The sequence below is a fragment of the Streptomyces sp. NPDC107471 genome (assembly GCF_055582845.1).
In genome coordinates this window covers 511,575-529,960 of sequence record NZ_JBVJPC010000004.1, presented here as the reverse complement: position 1 = coordinate 529,960, position 18,386 = coordinate 511,575, and the positions used below count along the sequence as shown (strand labels likewise).

The window sequence follows — 18,386 nt, the reverse complement described above, 5'->3', positions numbered from 1 at the left end:
GACGAGGGCATGACGCACCCTTATCTTCTGGCCGAAGTTACGAACCTCGTTCGATATTTCGTGCAGCTAGGGCAGGAGAACTCCCGTGAGACGTACCGTGGTTCGGCTGCTCGTGGCCGTGTTCGTGGGTCTGGCGGCCACGTTGGCCGGCCCCGGCGGCACCGCGCACGCCGCCGTACCCGACTCCCCCGCCGTGACCTACACCAACCCGATCGCCGAGAAGCGGGCCGATCCGCACATCTTCCGACACACCGACGGCTACTACTACTTCACCGCCACCGTCCCCGAGTACGACCGGATCGTGCTGCGCCGGGCGACCACCCTCCAGGGGCTGTCGACGGCGCCCGAGACCACGATCTGGACCAAGCACTCCAGCGGGGTCATGGGCGCGCACATCTGGGCGCCGGAGATCCACTTCATCGACGGCAAGTGGTACGTGTACTTCGCCGCCGGGTCCACCAGTGACGTCTGGGCGATCAGGATGTACGTCCTCGAAGGCACCGGCGCCAACCCGCTGACCGCCACCTGGACCGAGAAGGGCCAGATCAGGACCACGTGGGAGAGCTTCTCGCTGGACGCGACGACCTTCGTCGTGAACGGGGCGCGCTATCTGGCGTGGGCGCAGCGCAACCCGTCGGAGGACAACAACACCAGCCTGTTCCTCACGAGGATGTCCAACCCCTGGACGATCCAGGGGACTCCGGCGGAGCTGTCCCAGCCGACCCTGTCCTGGGAGACGGTCGGGTACAAGGTCAACGAGGGACCGGCGCTGATCCAGCACGGCGGCAAGGTCTTCATGACGTACTCGGCGTCCGCCACCGACGCCAACTACTGCCTCGGCATGCTGACCGCGTCCGCGACGGCCGACCTGACCGATCCGGCGTCCTGGACGAAGAGCCAGAGCCCGGTGTTCCGGTCCAGCCCGGCGACCTCGCAGTACGGTCCGGGCCACAACTCCTTCACCGTCTCCGAGGACGGCAGGTCGGACATCCTCGTGTACCACGACCGCGGCTACAAGGACATCAGCGGCGACCCGCTGAACGACCCCAACCGCCGTACCCGCGTGCAGAAGGTCTACTGGAAGGCCGACGGCAGCCCCGACTTCGGCATCCCGGTCGCCGACGGCGTCACCCCGAAGCGCTTCTCGTCGTACAACTTCGCGGACCGTTTCGTCCGGCACTGGGAGTACCGCGCGAGGATCGAGGCGAACGTCTCCCCGCTCGCAGACTCGCAGTTCCGGGTCGTCGGCGGTCTGACCGGCACCGGCACGGTCTCGCTGGAGGCGGCCAACCTGCCCGGCTACTACCTGCGGCACAGGAACTTCGAGGTGTGGCTGGAGAAGAACGACGGGACGGCGGCGTTCGCCTCCGACGCGAGCTTCTTCCAGCGGGCCGGGCTCGCCGACTCGGCGGGAGTGTCGTACGAGTCCTCCAATTACCCGGGCCGCTACCTCCGGCACTACAACTACCTGCTCCACGTGCAGACTCCGAGCACGGCCACCGACAAGGGGGACGCGACCTTCCACGCCCAGTGATGCCCCGATGGCCGGACGGTGTCGCGGGTCCTTCTCCGGGCACTAGGAGAAGGACCCTCCGGATCCGAGGAGCGACAGTGACGACAGGGCGGCGACTCCCCGATCACGAACAGCGCATACTGGACGAGGTGGAACGGGCCCTGCGCCGCGACCGCCGTCTGGAGCGCCGGCTGCGCACCGGACGGCTGCGCCGGCGGCCGGACCTGTCCCGGGTGGTGCACTACCGGCCGCACGGCCTCACCGCAGGTCTGCTGGTCACGTCCGCGATCATGCTCATGGTGATGGGCATCGTCACGTCACGGCCCGCGGTGATCTGGGCCTTCGCGGCCGTGTGGCCGCTGGCCCTGTACGCGGTGTTCCGTCTGCTGTGCCGCTGGACGGAACGCTGAGCCTCACGGCTCGCCGTCCCCGAAGGCCGACTCGATGGGCCGCTCGTCGACCAGGACCCGCCCCTGCGGCGGCCCGGCGACCAGGGCGCGTACGGCGGTGAGGACGTCCGGCGCCACATGACCGGCGCGTGCCGTCTCCTCCGGCAGGGTCCGCTGGTCCGGTACGAGGATGCCGTGGGCGCCGACCCGGGACGCGGCCTCAGCGTCCGCGGCGGTGCCGACGACCGCGCAGTCGGTCGGCGCGGTGCAGACCCGGCCCGCCGCCCAGAGGATCAGGCCCGGCTCGGGCGGACGGCAGTGGCAGCCGTCGTCGGGCCCGTGCGGGCACACCCCCCAGATGTCGAAGGGGCCGAGCAGTTCGTCGACACGGCGGTTGGCGGCCCGTACGTCGGCGTCGTCGACCCCGCCGTGCCGGATGCCCGGCTGCAGGGCGACGAACCCGGTGCGGATGTCGTGCAGGCGCAGCATGTCGAGTGCTTCCCGGGCACCGGTCACGGGGCGGAGCTGGTCGGGGTCGAGCGGGTCCTCGGCGAGGATGCTGTCGCGGTCGAACAGCACCGTACGCACGCGCGTCATGCGGCTACCTCCCGGCTCTCGCGTGCACTTCTTCCCCTTGGCGGGTAACCGGGTGGGGCCGGTCCATGCGGGCGGGCGCGCTCCACAGGGCCGCGCCGAGTATGTGAGACCGCTGTGAGATCCCCGCTGAGCAGGCCGGATTCCCTAAGATCGGTTCGTGGTCACCTTTCTCCTCGAACGTACGGCTCCGCTCCCCCAGGACGAGGCCTGGCGCCGCCTCACGGAGTGGCCCCGCCACGGCGACTCCGTCCCCCTCACGCGCGTCACCGTCGCGCCGGCCGGGCCGACGGCCGAGGGCACGCTCGTCGTCGCCCGTACGGGATGGGGCCCGCTCGGCTTCGACGACCCCATGGAGATCACGGTCTGGCGCCCCCCGGCCGACGGTGTCTCGGGTCTGTGCCGCCTGGAGAAGCGCGGCCGGGTGGTACGGGGCTGGGCCGAACTGGAGGTGCACCCGGGTCCCGGCGGCCGGGCGCGCGTGATCTGGCGCGAGGAGCTGCGGGTGGCCCTGCTCCCCGCGCCCCTGCTGGGTGCGGCGGCCCGGTCGGTGTTCGGACGGACGCTCAACCGGCTGCTGCGGGGGACCTGAAGCACGTGCAACAGTGGGCGCCATGACGGCGGTTGAGGGTACGACGGTACGGGTGGACGAGGTCGAGGAGCTCGCGGCGGACGGGCTGCGGTGGCTGGTGTCCGCCGCGCGGGAGACGGAGACCGGCGGACTCGCCTGGCCGGCGGCGCCCTCGCGGGAGGAGACCGACCCGACCCTGTACAGCGGCACGGCCGGGATCGCCGCCGTACTCCTGGAGGCGTGGCGGCACTTCGGCGACGACTCCTACGCCGACCTGGCCCTGCGCGCGGGGCGCGGTGTGGCCGCCGCCGTCGACGGCCACGAGGACGACTCGCTGTACTTCGGCCGGTCCGGCATGGCCCTGGTCCTGCACACGCTGGGCGACGAACTGGGCGACACCGCCTGCGCCACTGCGGCCGACCGGACCATGGCCCTGGTGCGGGAGCACTTCGACGGGGAGCGCTGGGGCGAGCTGTTCGAGCTGATGGGCGGCAACGGCGGGATCGGCCTGGCTGCTCTGGAGGTCGGCGACCCCGGGTTCGCCGTCCTCGCGGTGGAGCCCTATCCGCGGGCGGCGGAGCAGACCCGGTGGGGCGTCACCTGGCCGCACCGCCCGGGCACGGACGCCCGCATGCACCACATGTCCCACGGCACGCTGGGCATCGCCTACGCCCTCGCCCGGATCGGCCATGCGAGCGGCCGCGCCGACCTGGTCGACCTGGCGCTGGCGGGGGTCGCGGACGTCGTGGCCCGTGACGAGGGCGGCCCCGACGGCTTCCTGGTGCGGCACTCCACCCCGCAGTTCCTCCCCGACCTGATCGAGCCGATCAGCTACGGCTGGTGCCACGGCCCCACCGGCGACGCGCAGATGTTCCGGCTGCTGCGCGACCTTGACGGCGACCCGGCCTGGGCCGTCCTCGCCGACCGCTGCTGGCACACGGTCACCCGCTCGGGCCTGCCGCGGCGGCTGCGTCCCGGGTTCTGGGACAACAACGCCCGCTGCTGCGGCACGGCCGGGGTCCTCGCCCTGGCCTGCGACCGGATCGCCGAACGAACCGGGCGGCAGGAGGCGTACGACTTCGCGCTGACCCTCGTCGCCGACCTCAGCGCCCGCGCGGTCCGGGACGGCGAGGGTGCCCGCTGGTCCAACGTCGAGCACCGGGCCACGCCGAGCGAGCTCGAACCCGGCACGGGCTGGGCGCAGGGCGCCGCGGGCGTCGTACGGGAACTGCTGCGGTTCGTGCGGCTGAGCCGGGGCGGTGATCCGAGGTACGCCTTCGCGTGGCCGGACCAGCCCCAGGTGTCGGCTCAGGCCACCGAGCCGATCCGCCGGGCCGGTACCGACGTCGCGTCGTGATGGATCGGCGTGTGCGCGCCGGTCAGGGAGACCCCGCTGCCGCCCCGCCGGGCCGCGACGATCTCGGCGGCGATGGACAGGGCCGTCTCCTCGGGCGTACGGGCGCCGAGGTCCAGGCCGATGGGTGACCGCAGCCGTGCCAGCTCCAGTTCGGTCACGCCGACCGCGCGGAGGCGTTCGTTGCGGTCGAGGTGGGTGCGGCGGGAGCCCATGGCGCCCACGTAGGCGACCGGGAGCCTGAGGGCCCGTTGCAGCAGGGGGACGTCGAACTTGGCGTCGTGGGTGAGGACGCACAGGACGGTCCGGGAGTCGACCTCGGTGCGCTCCAGGTACCGGTGCGGCCACTCGACGACTATCTCGTCGGCGTCCGGGAAGCGTGCCTCGGTCGCGAAGACGGGACGCGCGTCGCACACGGTGACCCGGTAGCCGAGGAACTTCCCGATCCGCACCAGCGCCGACGCGAAGTCGATCGCGCCGAACACGATCATCCGGGGCGGTGGCACGGAGGACTCGACGAGCACGGTGAGCGGGGCTCCGCAGCGCGAGCCCTGTTCGCCGATCTCCAGGGTGCCGGTGCGGCCCGCGTCGAGGAACGCGCCGACCTCGGCGGCGACGGTGCGGTCCAGCTCGGGACGGGCGCCGAAGCCGCCGTGTCCGGAGGGGTGTTCGGGGTCCACGACGAGGGCGCGGCCGACAAGTTCGCGCGGTCCGGAGACGATCCGCGCGAGCGCCGCCGCCCGGCCCCCCGCCGCCGCTTCGAGCGCCGCCGCGACGACGGGACGGACAAGATCGCCGGCCCGGACCGGGGTGACGAGGATGTCGATGACACCACCGCAGGTCAGGCCCACGGCGAAGGCGTCCTCGTCGCTGTAGCCGAAGCGTTCGAGGACCGACTCCCCGTCGTCCAGGGCCTGTTGGCACAGTGCGTACACCGCGCCTTCCACGCAGCCGCCGGAGACCGAGCCGATCGCCGTGCCGTCGGCGTCCACCGCGAGGGCGGCGCCGGGCCGGCGAGGTGCGCTGCCGCCGACGGCCACCACGGTGGCCACGGCGAAGTCACGTCCCTGCTCGACCCACCGGTGCAGCTCGTCGGCGATGTCCAGCATGTCTCGGTCTCCTTAACAGCGGGTGCGTACGGGTTCCTTCGGGCGGCTAGTGCACGCCCATCCAGCTCTCGATCGGGTTGAGGGCGTAGTACACCAGGAAGATCGCCGTCAGTCCCCACATGAAGGCGCCGATCTCCCGGGCCCTGCCCTGCGCGACCTTGATCGCGACGTAGGAGATGACGCCCGCGGCGACACCCGCGGTGATCGAGTAGGTGAACGGCATGATCACGACGGTCAGGAAGACCGGGATCGCGGTGGCGCGGTCGGCCCAGTCGACGTGCCGGGCGTTCATCATCATCATGGCGCCGATCACCACGAGGGCGGCGGCCGCGACCTCGCCCGGCACGATCGCCGTGAGCGGGGTGAAGAACAGACAGGCCGCGAAGAACAGTCCGGTGACGACGGAGGACAGTCCGGTGCGGGCGCCCTCGCCCACTCCGGTCGCCGACTCGACGAACACGGTCTGCCCGGAGGCGCCGGCCACTCCGCCGATCGCCCCGCCCGCGCCGTCGATGAACAGCGCCTTGGACAGGCCCGGCATCCGGCCCTGCTCGTCGGCGAGCTTCGCCTCGGTGCCGACGCCGATGATGGTGGCCATCGCGTCGAAGAACCCGGCGAGCACCAGCGTGAACACGATCATGCCGACCGTCATCGCGCCGACCTCGCCCCAGCCGCCGAACTCGACCTTCCCGAAGATCGAGAAGTCCGGCATGGAGACCGCGCTGCCGTGCAGTTCGGGGGCGCCGCTGGCCCACTGCTTCGGGTCGACGGCCCCGGCGGCGTTGAGGACGACGGCCAGGACGGTCCCGCCGAGGATGCCGATCAGGATGGCGCCGGGGATGCCCCGGGCCTGGAGCATGAAGATCGCGAGGAGGGTGGCGGCGAACAACAGGACGGGCCAGCCCGCGAGTTCGCCCGTCGGGCCGAGGGTCACCGGGGTCGCCTTGCCCTGGTGCACGAAGCCGGCCTTGTAGAAGCCGATCAGGGCGACGAACAGGCCGATGCCCATGGTGATCGCGTGCTTGAGGGCCAGCGGGATCGCGTTCATGATCATCTCGCGCAGGCCGGTGACGACCAGCAGCATGATGACCACGCCGTACATCACGCACATGCCCATGGCCTGCGGCCAGGTCATCGCGGGTGCCACCTGCGAGGACAGTACGCCGGAGACGGAGAGGCCGGCGGCGAGGGCGAGCGGCACCTTGCCGAAGAAGCCCATGAGCAGCGTGGTGAAGGCCGCCGCGAACGCCGTCGCGGTGATGAGCGCCTTCTGGCCGAGGGTGTCCCCCGCCACGTCCTTGCCGGACAGGATCAGGGGGTTGAGCAGGAGGATGTACGCCATCGCCATGAAGGTGGTGACGCCGCCGCGCAGTTCACGCGCGACCGTGGATCCTCGCCGGGATATGTGGAAGTACCGGTCGAGCCAGGACCTGCCGGCCGGGACGCGGGTGCCTTCTCCCGCGTCGTCGGCGACGGTCGCCGGCTCCAGTGACTGCTGGGTCATGTGGGCCTACTCCCAAGGTTCACAGGGGCACCCGTCAACCGCCTCTGCGGCTGCGGGATTTGGGAAGGTGCTACGGCCGCACGACCCGGGGGACGGCCCGAGACGAACGAACGGGGTACTCCGGGCGGCGCGGCGAGGTGTGACGTTCCCGGTGCCGCCCGGAGGGACTTGCTAGGCCGTGCCCGTGAGGTGTTCCGGGCGTACCGGCGTCCTGTTGAGCTCCAGCCCCGTCGCGTTGCGGATCGCCGCGAGGACGGCCGGGGTCGAGGACAGGGTGGGTGCCTCACCGATGCCGCGCAGCCCGTACGGCGCGTGGTCGTCGGCGAGTTCGAGCACGTCGACGGGGATGGTCGGCGTGTCGAGGATCGTGGGGATCAGGTAGTCCGTGAAGGAGGGGTTCCTGACCTTCGCCGTCTTCGGGTCGACGATGATCTCCTCCATCACCGCGACGCCCAGGCCCTGGGTCGTGCCGCCCTGGATCTGGCCGATGACGGACAGCGGGTTCAGCGCCTTGCCGACGTCCTGCGCGCAGGCCAGCTCGATCACCTTGACCAGGCCGAGCTCGGTGTCGACCTCGACGACCGCGCGGTGGGCGGCGAAGGAGTACTGGACGTGTCCGAAGCCCTGCCCGGTGCGCAGGTCGAAGGCCTCGGTGGGCCGGTGCCGCCACTCCGCCTCGACCTCGACGCTCTCGCCCTCCAGCACGTCGACCAGGTCCGCGAGGACCTCGCCGCCGTCGGTGACGACCTTGCCGCCCTCCAGGAGCAGTTCGGCGGTGGCCCAGGCGGGGTGGTAGGAGCCGAACTTGCGGCGCCCGAGCTCCAGGACCTTCTCCCGGACGAGCTCGCAGGAGTTCTTGACGGCGCCGCCGGTGACGTACGTCTGCCGCGAGGCCGAGGTCGAACCGGCCGAGCCCACCTGGGTGTCCGCCGGGTGGATGGTCACCTGGGTGACACCGAGCTCGGTGCGGGCGATCTGCGCGTGGACGGTGACGCCGCCCTGGCCGACCTCCGCCATGGCGGTGTGCACGGTGGCGACGGGCTCGCCGCCGACGACCTCCATGCGCACCTTGGCGGTGGAGTAGTCGTCGAAGCCCTCGGAGAAGCCGACGTTCTTGATGCCGACCGCGTAGCCGATGCCGCGCACGACGCCTTCACCGTGGGTGGTGTTGGACAGCCCGCCCGGCAGTTGCCGTACGTCGGCCTCCTCGCCGGCCGCGAGCCACTGCTGCTCCGGCGGCAGGGGCATCGCCTTGACGCGGCGCAGGAGTTCGGCGACCGGGGCCGGGGAGTCGACGGGCTGGCCCGTCGGCATGATCGTGCCCTGTTCCATGGCGTTGAGCTGCCGGAACTCCACCCGGTCCAGGCCCACCGCGTCGGCCAGCTTGTCCATCTGCGCCTCGTAGGCGAAGCACGCCTGGACCGCGCCGAAGCCGCGCATGGCGCCGCAGGGCGGGTTGTTGGTGTAGAGCGCGATGGCCTCGATGTCCACGTCGTCGACGACGTACGGTCCGATCGACAGCGAGGAGGCGTTGCCGACCACGGCCGGGGAGGCGGAGGCGTAGGCGCCGCCGTCGAGGACGATCCGGCACTTGACGTGGGTCAACTTGCCGTCGCGGGTGGCCCCGTGCTCGTAGTACAGCTTGGCCGGGTGGCGGTGGACGTGTCCGAAGAAGGACTCGAAGCGGTTGTAGACGATCTTGACGGGCTTGCCGGTGCGCAGCGCCAGCAGACAGGCGTGGATCTGCATCGACAGGTCCTCGCGGCCGCCGAAGGCCCCGCCGACGCCGGACAGCGTCATGCGCACTTTGCTCTCGGGCAGTCCGAGGACGGGCGCGATCTGCCGCAGGTCGGAGTGCAGCCACTGGGTGGCGATGTAGAGGTGGACGCCGCCGTCCTCGTCCGGCACCGCGAGACCCGACTCGGGGCCGAGGAAGGCCTGGTCCTGCATGCCGAAGGTGTACTCGCCCCGGACGACGAAGTCGGCCCTCTTCGCGGCCTCCTCGGCGTCGCCTCGGACGATCGGCTGCCGGTGCACGATGTTGGGGTGCGGGACGTGCCCGATGTGGTGGTCGTCGCGGTTCTCGTGGATCAGGATCGCGTCGGGGGCGGTCGCGGAGGCCTCGTCGGTGACGACGGGCAGCTCGCGGTACTCCACCTTGATCTTCGCGGCGGCGCGGCGGGCGGTCTCCGGGTGGTCGGCGGCGACGATCGCGACCGGCTCGCCGTGGTGCCGGACCCTGCCGTGGGCGAGCACGGGGGTGTCCTGGATCTCCAGACCGTAGTTCCTCACCTCGGTCGGCAGGTCGTCGTACGTCATGACGGCGTACACGCCCGGCAGCGCGAGGGCCTCGCCGGTGTCGATCGACACGATCTCGGCGTGGGCGACGGGCGAGCGGAGGATCTGGCCCCAGAGCATGTCCTCGTGCCACATGTCGGACGAGTACGCGAACTCGCCGGTGACCTTGAGGGTGCCGTCGGGGCGGAGCGTGGACTCGCCGATGCCGCCCTTGGTCTGCGAACCCTGGGTGATCTTGGTGGGGGTGCCGTTGGGAGTGGACACGTCAAACCGCCTCTCCCTGCCGGGCGGCCGCCAGGCGGACCGCGTCCATGATCTTCTCGTAGCCGGTGCAGCGGCACAGGTTGCCCGACAGCGCCTCACGGATGTCCGCGTCGCTCGGGTTGGGGTGGCGCTCCAGCATCTCGTCGGCGGCGACCAGCAGCCCCGGGGTGCAGAAGCCGCACTGGACGGCGCCGGCGTCGATGAACGCCTGCTGGATCGGGGAGAGTTCGGTGCCCTCGCCGGTCTGGGAGTCCTGCCCCTTGGCGGCCCAGTCCTGGGCGTCCTGGAGCGAGGTCCCGCAGGCGGAACCGCAGGACCGCTGTTTCGCGTAGTCCGCGAGCCCCTCGACGGTGACGACCTCGCGGCCCTCGACCTGTCCGGCGGCGACCAGGCACGAGCACACCGGGACACCGTCGAGGCGGACCGTGCAGGACCCGCACTCGCCCTGCTCGCAGGCGTTCTTGGAGCCGGGCAGCCCGAGCCGCTCGCGCAGCACGTACAGCAGGGACTCGCCCTCCCACACGTCGTCGGCCTCCTGCGGCCGTCCGTTGACAGTGAAGTTGACGCGCATTACGCAGCTCCCTCCGTGGTGGCGGCGGTGCCGCGGTACGACTCCCAGGTCCAGGTCAGCGTGCGGCGGGCCATGATGCCGACCGCGTGCCGGCGGTAGCTCGCCGTGCCCCGCACGTCGTCGATCGGGTTGCAGGAGGCGGCGCACAGGTCCGCGAACTGCTTGGCGACCGAAGGGGTGATGATCTTGCCGTTGTCCCAGAACCCGCCCTCTTCGAGAGCCGCGTTCAGGAAGTCCTCGGCGGCCTTGGCCCGCACGGGGGTGGGGGCGGCCGAGCCGATCCCCGTCCGCACGGTCCGCGTCCCCGGGTGCAGCGCGAGCCCGAAGGCGCACACGGCGATGACCATGGCGTTGCGCGTGCCGACCTTGGAGTACTGCTGGGGTCCGTCGGCCTTCTTGATGTGCACGGCGCGGATGAGCTCGTCGGCGGCCAGCGCGTTGCGCTTCACGCCGGTGTAGAACTCGTCGATCGGGATGCGCCGCGCTCCGCGCACCGACTCGACCTCCACCTCGGCGCCGGCCGCGAGGAGGGCGGGGTGGGCGTCACCGGCCGGGGACGCGGTGCCGAGGTTGCCGCCGACACCGCCGCGGTTGCGGATCTGCGGGGAGGCCACCGTGTGCGAGGCCAGGGCCAGACCCGGGAGCTCACCGCGCAGGTGCTCCATGATGTGGGTGTACGGCACGGAGGCGCCCAGCCGCACGGTGTCCTCGCCGACCTCCCACTCGGTGAGGTCCCCGATGCGGTTCAGGTCGAGCAGGTACTCGGGCCGCCGATGGTCGAAGTTGATCTCGACCATCACGTCGGTGCCGCCCGCGATGGGCACAGCGGTGGGGTGCTCAGCCTTGGCGGCGAGCGCCTCCTCCCAACTGGCGGGGCGAAGGAAGTCCATGACCGGCTCTCTTCTTCGTCTTGAGGGTCGTACGGATCGAGCCAGATCGTGTGCGGCGGGCCCGGCTCGTTCATGTGCTGTTCACGTGGAGTGGAGCCAGTACACAGCGGTGTGCTCCAACGGGGTCAGTCACGGAAACCATGAAGGAGTTGGCTGGTCGGGACCGGCATCTTGTAGATTCGTATGAACAGAGGGGCTCAGCAACCTCCATGTTTTCCTGCGGAAACGTGCGGCACAGCCCACGTGACCTGGGACACAGCCCCGGCGGCGGCACGAGCCGCTCCCCCACCCCACCGGACCCCTTCTCCATCGTAGATTTCGAGACAAAGAACGGCGGCGACGAGAATGCGGCTGCGCGCACTGCTGGACACCGACGCGCTGGGCCTGCGGCTGCTCGGCGGCGAGGACGAACTGGACCGCACCGTGCGCGGTGTGATGACCACCGACCTGCGCGACCCGAGCCGCTATCTCTCGGGCGGAGAGGTGGTCCTGACGGGCCTCGCCTGGCGCCGGGACGCGGCTGACTCGGAGCCGTTCGTACGGCTCCTCGTGCAGTCCGGTGTGGTGGCGCTGGCGGCCGGCGAGGCGGAGCTGGGCGATGTCCCGGAGGACCTGGTCGTCGCCTGCGCCCGGCACCGCCTCCCGCTGTTCGCGGTGCACGAGTCGGTGGCCTTCGCGACCATCACCGAGCACGTCGTACGGCAGGTCTCCGGCGAGCGCGCGGGCGACCTGGCGGCCGTGGTGGACCGCCACCGCCGCATGATGACGTCGGGCCCGGCGGGCGGTGGCCCGGACGTGGTCCTCGACCTCCTGGGCTCCGACCTGGACCTGCGCGCCTGGGTCCTGTCCCCGACAGGCCGGCTGATCGCCGGCCCGAAGGTCGCGGGGCCCGGCCTGCCGGCGGACACCTGCGCGAAGCTCGCGGCGGAACACCTGGCGGCGGCCCGCACCGGCCGCCGGGGCCCCCACCGGGTCACGCTCGGCCCGTCGGCGTACTCCCTTTTCCCGGTCCGCAGCAGCGGCCGCTCCCCGCAGGGCTCCCGGGACGTGCGCGAGACCGTGCTGTCCGACTGGCTGCTGGCGGTGGAGGCGGACGCCGGGGACTGGCCGGAGGAGCGCCTGGACCTGCTTCAGGGCGTCACCCAGCTCATCTCGGTGGAGCGGGACCGCAGGGACGCCGCCCGCACGGTCCGCCGCCGGCTGGCCCAGGAGGTCCTGGAGCTGGTCCAGACGGGCGCGGCACCCGCCGAGATCGCCGCCCGGCTGCGGGTCGCCGCGCCGGTGCTCCTGCCGGGTCTGGGGGCGGCCCCGCACTGGCAGGTCGTGGTGGCGAGGGTGGAATGGGAGGGCGGTGAGCTGGAGGGCGGCCCGATGGCCCAGACCCTCCTGGAGGAGATCCTGGTGGACCCGTCGGCCACCGGCCCCGAGCCCTCCGACCGCATCGCGGTGGCCCACACGGGTGACGAGGCGATCGCGCTGGTCCCGCTCCCCGCGGTCTCGGCCGAGCACGACGGCTCGGAGTCCGGCATCCTCGCGGACGCCCTCCTGGAGGCGGTCCGCGACCCCCTGTCGGCCGGTCTGGACGACGACGGCCGGGTCACCCTGGGCGTCAGCGCGTCGGTCCACTCGGCGGAGGGCCTCAGAGGCGCCCTGGAGGAGGCCCGCCACGCCCGCAGGGTGGCGGCGGCCCGCGTCGGCCGGGTCTGCGCGGCGGGCCACCAGGAACTGGCCTCGCACGTGCTGCTGCTGCCGTTCGTGCCCGACGACGTGCGCCGCGCGTTCACGGCCCGCCTTCTCGACCCGCTCCGCGACTACGACCGCCGCCACCGGGCCGAGCTGATTCCCACCCTGGAGGCCTTCCTCGACTGCGACGGCTCCTGGACCCGCTGCGCGACCCGCCTCCACCTGCACGTCAACACGCTGCGCTACCGCGTCGGACGGATCGAGCAGTTGACGGGCCGGGACCTCTCGCGCCTCGAGGACAAGCTGGATTTCTTCCTGGCGCTGCGGATGAGCTGAGACCTGTGGGCCCCCGGACTCCCACGACTTTGTGAATTCCTTCACCCACCCCCTTGGCCAGGCCCGTCGTTTCGTGCTGAGATGCCGCCACCACTCAAAGCTCGACGGCGCGCTCGGGGAGGGCAACGTGGCGCATACCGCCATGTCTGGTAACGGAACGACCGCCGGTGACGATCCACTCCAGACCGCGGTATGGCGGCTGCGCTCGAGAGCCTGCTGGGCCGACGCGGCCGCGCTGCTCCAACCGGTCACCGCACAGGCGGCCCTGCAGAGAGCCGCACTGCTGGTGGAACGCTGCCTGTACACGGAGCAGGGCTGGCCGGAGGCGGAGGACGCGCTGCGCACCGCCGAGGCGCTGGCCCACAGCGACGAGGAGCGGGGAGCGGCCGCTTGTGAACGGGGGCAACTTGCGTACGCCTCGACGCTCCACGGGGTCCGGGACCGCGCGGACGAGGCGCGGGCGGCCCTGGGCCGCGCGGCGGCGCTGATCCCTCCGGGGGCGGCGGGACGGGCCCTGCTGGACTTCCGCCGGGGCCTGCTGGCGGAGAACCTGACCCACGCCCCGCAGGCGGCCCGGGCGGCCTACCGCCGCGCCCACGCGGGCGCCACGGCCCAGTCGGACCCGCTGCTGCTGTCCTTCACATGGCGCCACCTGGCCGGACTGTCCCTGCGGGAGGGCGAGTTGGCCGAGGCGCGGCACGGCTTCGCCGAATCGCTGCGGATCCGGGAGGAGTTGGGCTACCTGGTGGGCACGGCCCCGGCCCTGGCCTCGCTGGCGGACGCGGAGGTGGAACCCGAGGCGTCCCGACTGCGCGAGGAGGCACGGCGGTTGTACCGGCTGCTGGGGGGTGTACCCACCTGGCTGGCACGGCAGTTGACCCCGCCGGCGGCCACGGCGTGAGGTGACGGGGGCGCGTCAGGGGGTGCCGGGTGAGGTTGTCGGGCGGCTGCGGGGCGGTGGGGGCTGGTCGCGCGGTTCCCCGCGCCCCTGAAGGAGTTGCGGTCACCGTGCGTCCGCCGTGGATCAGGGGCGCGGGGAACCGCGCACAACGCCCGCCCCCACCGGACCCGCAGCCGAACGACACCCCATCCGCCGCTCAGGCGCCACCGGCGAAGTGCCCTCCGACCAGCCCTCGCACCACATCCAGATCCCGCGCGATCAACGCGTCCAGCAGGGCCGTGTGTTCGGCTGCGTCCGCGATCAGGTCGGCCCGCCCCCGTGCGACGGGCCCGCCCACCAGCGGCCACTGGGACCGACGGTGCAAGTCCTCGGATATCTGGACCAGTTGCTCGTTCCCCGACAGCAGCAGCACCGCGCGGTGGAACGTCCGGTCGGCCTCCGCATAGGTCGCCGGGCACCCCGAGGACGCGGCGCGCACGGTCGCCTCCGCCACCGGCCGCAACTCCGCCCACCGCTCCACCGACACGCTCCGCGCCAGTCGAAGCACCACCGGCACCTCGATCAGCGCCCGCACCTCGGCCAGTTCGGCCAGTTCCCGGGCCCCCCGCTCGACCACCCGGAACCCGCGGTTGGGGACGACCTCGACGGCCCCCTCCAGCGCGAGCTGCTGCATGGCCTCGCGCACGGGTGTCGCCGACACCCCGAACCGTTCGCCGAGGGCGGGCGCCGAGTACACCTCACCGGGCCGCAGGTCCCCCGCGACCAGCGCGGTACGCAGGGCGTCGAGGATCTGCCCGCGCACCGAGGCCCGCTGCACCACGGGACGGGGGAACGGCACCTCGCTGTGGGTGTGCTCGCCCCGCGCCCCGGAATCCTCCTCGACCCGGGCCCGCGCCGCGCCGGTGGCCCGTGTCTGCGGCGGCACCCGTACCGCGCCCGCGCCCCGGTCCGCGTCCCGCCCGGCACCCTCCGTCCCGGTGGAGCCCTGCGCACCCTGCTTCACGGGCCCTCCTCCGGACGTGTCAGTACTTGGGGTCATTAACGGCAGGTTGTTACTCACCCGTCAAGCACCTTAGGCGCAGAAGGCTCCAGTTCAAATCCCGGACTTCTTGGGTAAGGTAAGGCTTACCTCCCGAGTCCAGACGACCGTGAATCGGTGGCCCCGCATGCCCGCACTGCTGCCCGCCCCCCGTTCGGCTTCCCCTGTCGCCGTCCGTTCGGCGGTCACCGACGCCTACGCGCGCGTGACCGAGGCCCTCCCGGTGCTCACGGTGACGGAGCTGCCCGCGCAGACCCCTCTCCCGGCCACCGACGGCTGGGTCACCGCCGCCGACCTCGCCGGCAGCGCGACCGCACTGGACGCCTTCCTCGCCTGGGACGACGAACAGGTCCTCCGGGACAACGCCCGCAAGGGCCGCCCGGACGTGATCGCCGGCTTCGGCCTGCACCGCTACGCCTGGCCCGCCTGCCTCCTGTTCACCGCCCCCTGGTTCCTGCACCGCCGGGTCCCCCGCTACCCCGTCGCCCAGGTCTCCTACGACCGCACCCGGGGCCCGATGTCCCTCGCGGTCCACCCCGGCGCCTTCGCCTGCCTCCCGGACGACCCGGCCGCCGCCCTGCCGGGCGCGTACACGGTCCCCGACGAGGAGGCCCTGCGCGCCGAGCTGCGGGAGGCGATCGCCGAGCACATGGAACCGCTCCTCACCGCCTTCGGCCCGCGCATGCGCCGCCGCGGCAGGGCCCTGTGGGGCATGGTGACCGACGAGATCGTCGAGGGCCTCTGGTACGTCGCCGAGCTCCTCGGCGAGCACGAGAAGCGCCGGGCCGAGCACGCCCTGGAGCTCCTGCTGCCCGGCACGACGAAGCCGTACGCCGGCTCCCCCGCCTTCCGTGTGCTCGTCGGTCCGGACGGCGGGCCGCTGCGCACCCGGGACCGGGTGAGCTGCTGCATGTACTACACGCTGGCCCCGGACGACACCTGCGTGACCTGTCCGCGCACCTGTGACAGCGACCGGATCGCCAAGCTGACGGCGGCCGCAGCGAGTTGAGGCCCCCTCAGGGGACCCCGGCACCGAGCCCGTTCCCGCGTCCCGTAAGATCAACGCCGACTGGGACGCCCGTTCGGTTACAGGTGATTCACAACTTCCTCACCTGGCGCAGGAACTTTCCGTGGAACCACCCGTACGGGTAGTCTTATTCGAACTCAACTCCCGCCCCTCAAGCGGCAGTTCGAGCAGAAAGCCGCCCTGGGCAACCCCTTGCACTTCCTTGGCGGCCTCTTGCCCCGAAAACGCCTGAGGGCCGTTGGGATTGGGCCACTATGGCGGGCGTTACGCCCTATCCCAATGCAAGGGACCCCAGATGAGACTGACCGACATATCGCTGAACTGGTTGCTTCCGGGCGCCGTACTGCTCCTGGGCATGCTGGCGGCGGTAGCGGTGCTCGCGCGGAGCAAGCGGTCCGGCGGGGAGCACGCGAAAGACGACTCGTGGGAACGCAGCGAGGAGCGCCGCAGGCGCAAGGAGGCCATATACGGCACCGCCTCCTACGTCCTCCTCTTCTGCTGTGCGGCGGTCGCCGCCGCCCTCTCCTTCCACGGTCTGGTGGGCTTCGGCCAGGAGAACCTCGGCCTCTCCAACGGCTGGGAGTACCTGGTTCCGTTCGGCCTGGACGGCGCGGCCATGTTCTGCTCCGTCCTCGCCGTGCGCGAGGCCAGCCACGGTGACGCCGCGCTCGGCTCCCGGATACTGGTGTGGACGTTCGCGGGTGCCGCGGCCTGGTTCAACTGGGTGCACGCGCCCAGGGGTTTCGGGCACGACGGCGCGCCCCAGTTCTTCTCCGGCATGTCCCTCTCGGCGGCCGTCCTGTTCGACCGCGCGCTGAAGCAGACCCGCCGGGCCGCGCTGCGCGAGCAGGGTCTGGTGCCGCGTCCGCTGCCCCAGATCCGCATCGTCCGCTGGCTGAGGGCGCCGCGTGAGACGTACAGGGCCTGGTCGCTGATGCTGCTGGAGAACGTGCGCAGCCTCGACGAGGCGGTCGACGAGGTCCGTGAGGACAAGCGTCAGAAGGAGGCGGCCCGTCTTCGCCGCCGCGAGCAGGAGCGGGTCGAGCGGGCGCAGCTCAAGGCGATCAGCCGGGGCCACCGCGGCTTCGTCGGCCGGGGCGGCGGGCGCCAGTTGGAGCAGCAGCCGCCGGCCGCCGCCCTGGAGCGGGCCTCCGCGGAGCCTGCGATATCCAACCCGGAGCCGCTGCCCGTGCGCCAGCGTCCCTCGCTCCAGCCGGTCCGCGGCGGCTCCGAATCGCACTCCGTCGACCTCACCGCGGAGGACGACACAATGGCCCTGCCGCGTCTCGACTCGCTGGAGCGCAAGCTCAAGGATCTTGAGCAGCAGTTCGGCTGAGGCGAAGGCCGAGGCCTGAGGGGCGCGGCCGGAAGGCCGGAGCCCCATGGGAAGGGGGCGTGACCGCGACGGTCACGCCCCCTTCCCGTGCTTCACGCCGCTCCGGCGTCCAGTTCGAACCAGACGGCCTTGCCCACGCCGTGTGCCCTGACGCCCCAGGCGTCCGCGAGGGACTGCACCAGTGCCAGGCCCCTGCCGTGCGTGCTGTCCTCGGCGTCCGGCACCCGCACCCGCGGGATCCGGGCGACGAAGTCCCGCACCTCGACCCGCAGGGCCCCGGGCCCGACGGTGGCCGTGACGACCGCGTCGTGGTCGGTGTGCACGAGTGCGTTGGTGACGAGTTCGCTGGTGAGCAGTTCGGCTATCTCGGAGCGCCCGGGCCTCCCCCAGTGTCGTAACAGCTCGCGCAAGGCCCTGCGCGTCTCGGGTACGGCCCCCAGATCCGCCCGCTCCAGTCGGCGCCGGAGCTGCGGCGACTGCGCCTGCTCCCGGGCGCTGTCGGCCTTCTCCTCCATGGTCTGTGCCGAGAAGGCCCCTGCCGTCGTGGGACCGCCTCCTCGTGCCTGCCTCTTCATGACCCCCGCCCGCGTGCCGATGTCGGTTTCCCTCCTGCTCGAACACGTTCACGGGGATCCATGCCCCGTAGTTCATGCGCCAGTCATGTCGAATCGTCAACGACCAGGTGTTCGGCCACGTCCGCGGTACCGACGGCGGCCGGGCCGGCGGAGCGGATCGCCTCCCGCGAACCCCGGTGCACGACGGCGCAGTTGGGACGGGACGGCGACGCTCGGCGTCCGGCACGAACGCCCCGCACGCGGCGCCTGTGCCGCTGGTCCCCTCCCCGTGGCATGTGCCCCGCGCCCCGCTCTCCGCCTTCCCGACGCCAAGGGCGACGCGCGAGCCCGCCAGGAGAACGCATGTGCGGAAAAGTACCTGGTCGGCGAGGTGCCTCCCGGCAGCGGGGCAGCGAGGGGTCCAGAACCGCCGGACCGGAACCGGCCCCGGAG

Annotated in this window: 16 protein-coding genes; 8 read left to right on the top strand and 8 right to left on the bottom strand. The window is 72.1% G+C overall.

The window, feature by feature from the left end:
- Positions 1-85: 85 nt before the first annotated feature.
- The gene (locus ACZ66S_RS16175) at positions 86-1,534 is read left to right on the top strand and encodes a family 43 glycosylhydrolase (protein ID WP_469902159.1); all 1,449 of its coding nucleotides are present in this window, start codon (positions 86-88) and stop codon (positions 1,532-1,534) included.
- A 77-nt stretch (positions 1,535-1,611) separates the two neighbouring features.
- The gene (locus ACZ66S_RS16170; RefSeq protein ID WP_469902158.1) at positions 1,612-1,923 is read left to right on the top strand and encodes a DUF3040 domain-containing protein; all 312 of its coding nucleotides are present in this window, start codon (positions 1,612-1,614) and stop codon (positions 1,921-1,923) included.
- Between the two features lie 3 nt (positions 1,924-1,926).
- Here the strand turns inward: ACZ66S_RS16170 and ACZ66S_RS16165 are convergent, their stop codons facing one another.
- Entirely contained in the window at positions 1,927-2,499 is a 573-nt protein-coding gene (locus ACZ66S_RS16165; protein WP_469902157.1) for an HAD-IIIA family hydrolase, read from the bottom strand.
- 157 nt (positions 2,500-2,656) lie between these two features.
- On the opposite strand from ACZ66S_RS16165, the gene ACZ66S_RS16160 reads away from it, so the two are divergent.
- Positions 2,657-3,088, top strand: a complete 432-nt coding sequence (locus ACZ66S_RS16160) for an SRPBCC family protein (protein WP_469902156.1) — start codon at positions 2,657-2,659, stop codon at positions 3,086-3,088.
- Positions 3,089-3,110: 22 nt separating this feature from the next.
- Positions 3,111-4,424, top strand: coding sequence for a lanthionine synthetase LanC family protein (locus ACZ66S_RS16155; RefSeq protein WP_469902155.1), 1,314 nt, complete (start codon positions 3,111-3,113; stop codon positions 4,422-4,424).
- Here ACZ66S_RS16155 and ACZ66S_RS16150 read toward each other — a convergent pair.
- From ACZ66S_RS16150 to ACZ66S_RS16130, 5 genes are all read right to left on the bottom strand, one after another.
- A complete protein-coding gene (locus ACZ66S_RS16150) occupies positions 4,376-5,530 on the bottom strand; it encodes an XdhC family protein (protein ID WP_469902154.1) in 1,155 nt (384 codons plus the stop codon). The genes ACZ66S_RS16155 and ACZ66S_RS16150 overlap by 49 nt on opposite strands.
- A 46-nt stretch (positions 5,531-5,576) precedes the next feature.
- The gene (locus ACZ66S_RS16145) at positions 5,577-7,034 is read right to left on the bottom strand and encodes an NCS2 family permease (RefSeq protein WP_469902153.1); all 1,458 of its coding nucleotides are present in this window, start codon (positions 7,032-7,034) and stop codon (positions 5,577-5,579) included.
- Between the two features lie 171 nt (positions 7,035-7,205).
- Positions 7,206-9,596, bottom strand: coding sequence for a xanthine dehydrogenase family protein molybdopterin-binding subunit (locus ACZ66S_RS16140; RefSeq protein WP_469902152.1), 2,391 nt, complete (start codon positions 9,594-9,596; stop codon positions 7,206-7,208).
- Position 9,597: 1 nt separating this feature from the next.
- Positions 9,598-10,167 (bottom strand): (2Fe-2S)-binding protein, encoded by a 570-nt coding sequence (locus tag ACZ66S_RS16135; protein ID WP_469902151.1) that lies wholly within the window; start codon positions 10,165-10,167, stop codon positions 9,598-9,600.
- Complete coding sequence (locus tag ACZ66S_RS16130) at positions 10,167-11,057, bottom strand: FAD binding domain-containing protein (RefSeq protein WP_469902150.1); 891 nt, start codon at positions 11,055-11,057, stop codon at positions 10,167-10,169. The genes ACZ66S_RS16135 and ACZ66S_RS16130 overlap by 1 nt, the downstream gene beginning before the upstream one ends.
- A gap of 345 nt (positions 11,058-11,402) precedes the next feature.
- On the opposite strand from ACZ66S_RS16130, the gene ACZ66S_RS16125 reads away from it, so the two are divergent.
- Together ACZ66S_RS16125 and ACZ66S_RS16120 are read left to right on the top strand one after the other, a co-directional pair.
- Entirely contained in the window at positions 11,403-13,076 is a 1,674-nt protein-coding gene (locus ACZ66S_RS16125) for a PucR family transcriptional regulator (protein WP_469902149.1), read from the top strand.
- A gap of 127 nt (positions 13,077-13,203) precedes the next feature.
- On the top strand, positions 13,204-13,977 hold the full coding sequence (locus ACZ66S_RS16120) for a hypothetical protein (protein ID WP_469902148.1): 774 nt from the start codon (positions 13,204-13,206) through the stop codon (positions 13,975-13,977).
- A 196-nt stretch (positions 13,978-14,173) separates the two neighbouring features.
- Here ACZ66S_RS16120 and ACZ66S_RS16115 read toward each other — a convergent pair whose 3' ends face one another.
- Positions 14,174-14,980: a GntR family transcriptional regulator gene (locus tag ACZ66S_RS16115; RefSeq protein ID WP_469902147.1), complete on the bottom strand. Its 807-nt coding sequence runs from the start codon at positions 14,978-14,980 to the stop codon at positions 14,174-14,176.
- Positions 14,981-15,143: 163 nt separating this feature from the next.
- Here ACZ66S_RS16115 and ACZ66S_RS16110 point away from each other — a divergent pair, with 163 nt between their 5' ends.
- Both ACZ66S_RS16110 and ACZ66S_RS16105 read left to right on the top strand, forming a co-directional pair.
- Positions 15,144-16,025, top strand: a complete 882-nt coding sequence (locus ACZ66S_RS16110) for a (2Fe-2S)-binding protein (protein WP_469902146.1) — start codon at positions 15,144-15,146, stop codon at positions 16,023-16,025.
- 313 nt (positions 16,026-16,338) lie between these two features.
- Positions 16,339-17,379 carry a DUF2637 domain-containing protein gene (locus tag ACZ66S_RS16105; RefSeq protein WP_469902145.1) on the top strand — a complete coding sequence of 347 codons (1,041 nt, stop codon included), beginning with the start codon at positions 16,339-16,341 and terminating at the stop codon, positions 17,377-17,379.
- A 92-nt stretch (positions 17,380-17,471) separates the two neighbouring features.
- Here ACZ66S_RS16105 and ACZ66S_RS16100 read toward each other — a convergent pair whose 3' ends face one another.
- The gene (locus ACZ66S_RS16100) at positions 17,472-17,894 is read right to left on the bottom strand and encodes an ATP-binding protein (RefSeq protein ID WP_469902402.1); all 423 of its coding nucleotides are present in this window, start codon (positions 17,892-17,894) and stop codon (positions 17,472-17,474) included.
- Positions 17,895-18,386 lie beyond the last annotated feature (492 nt).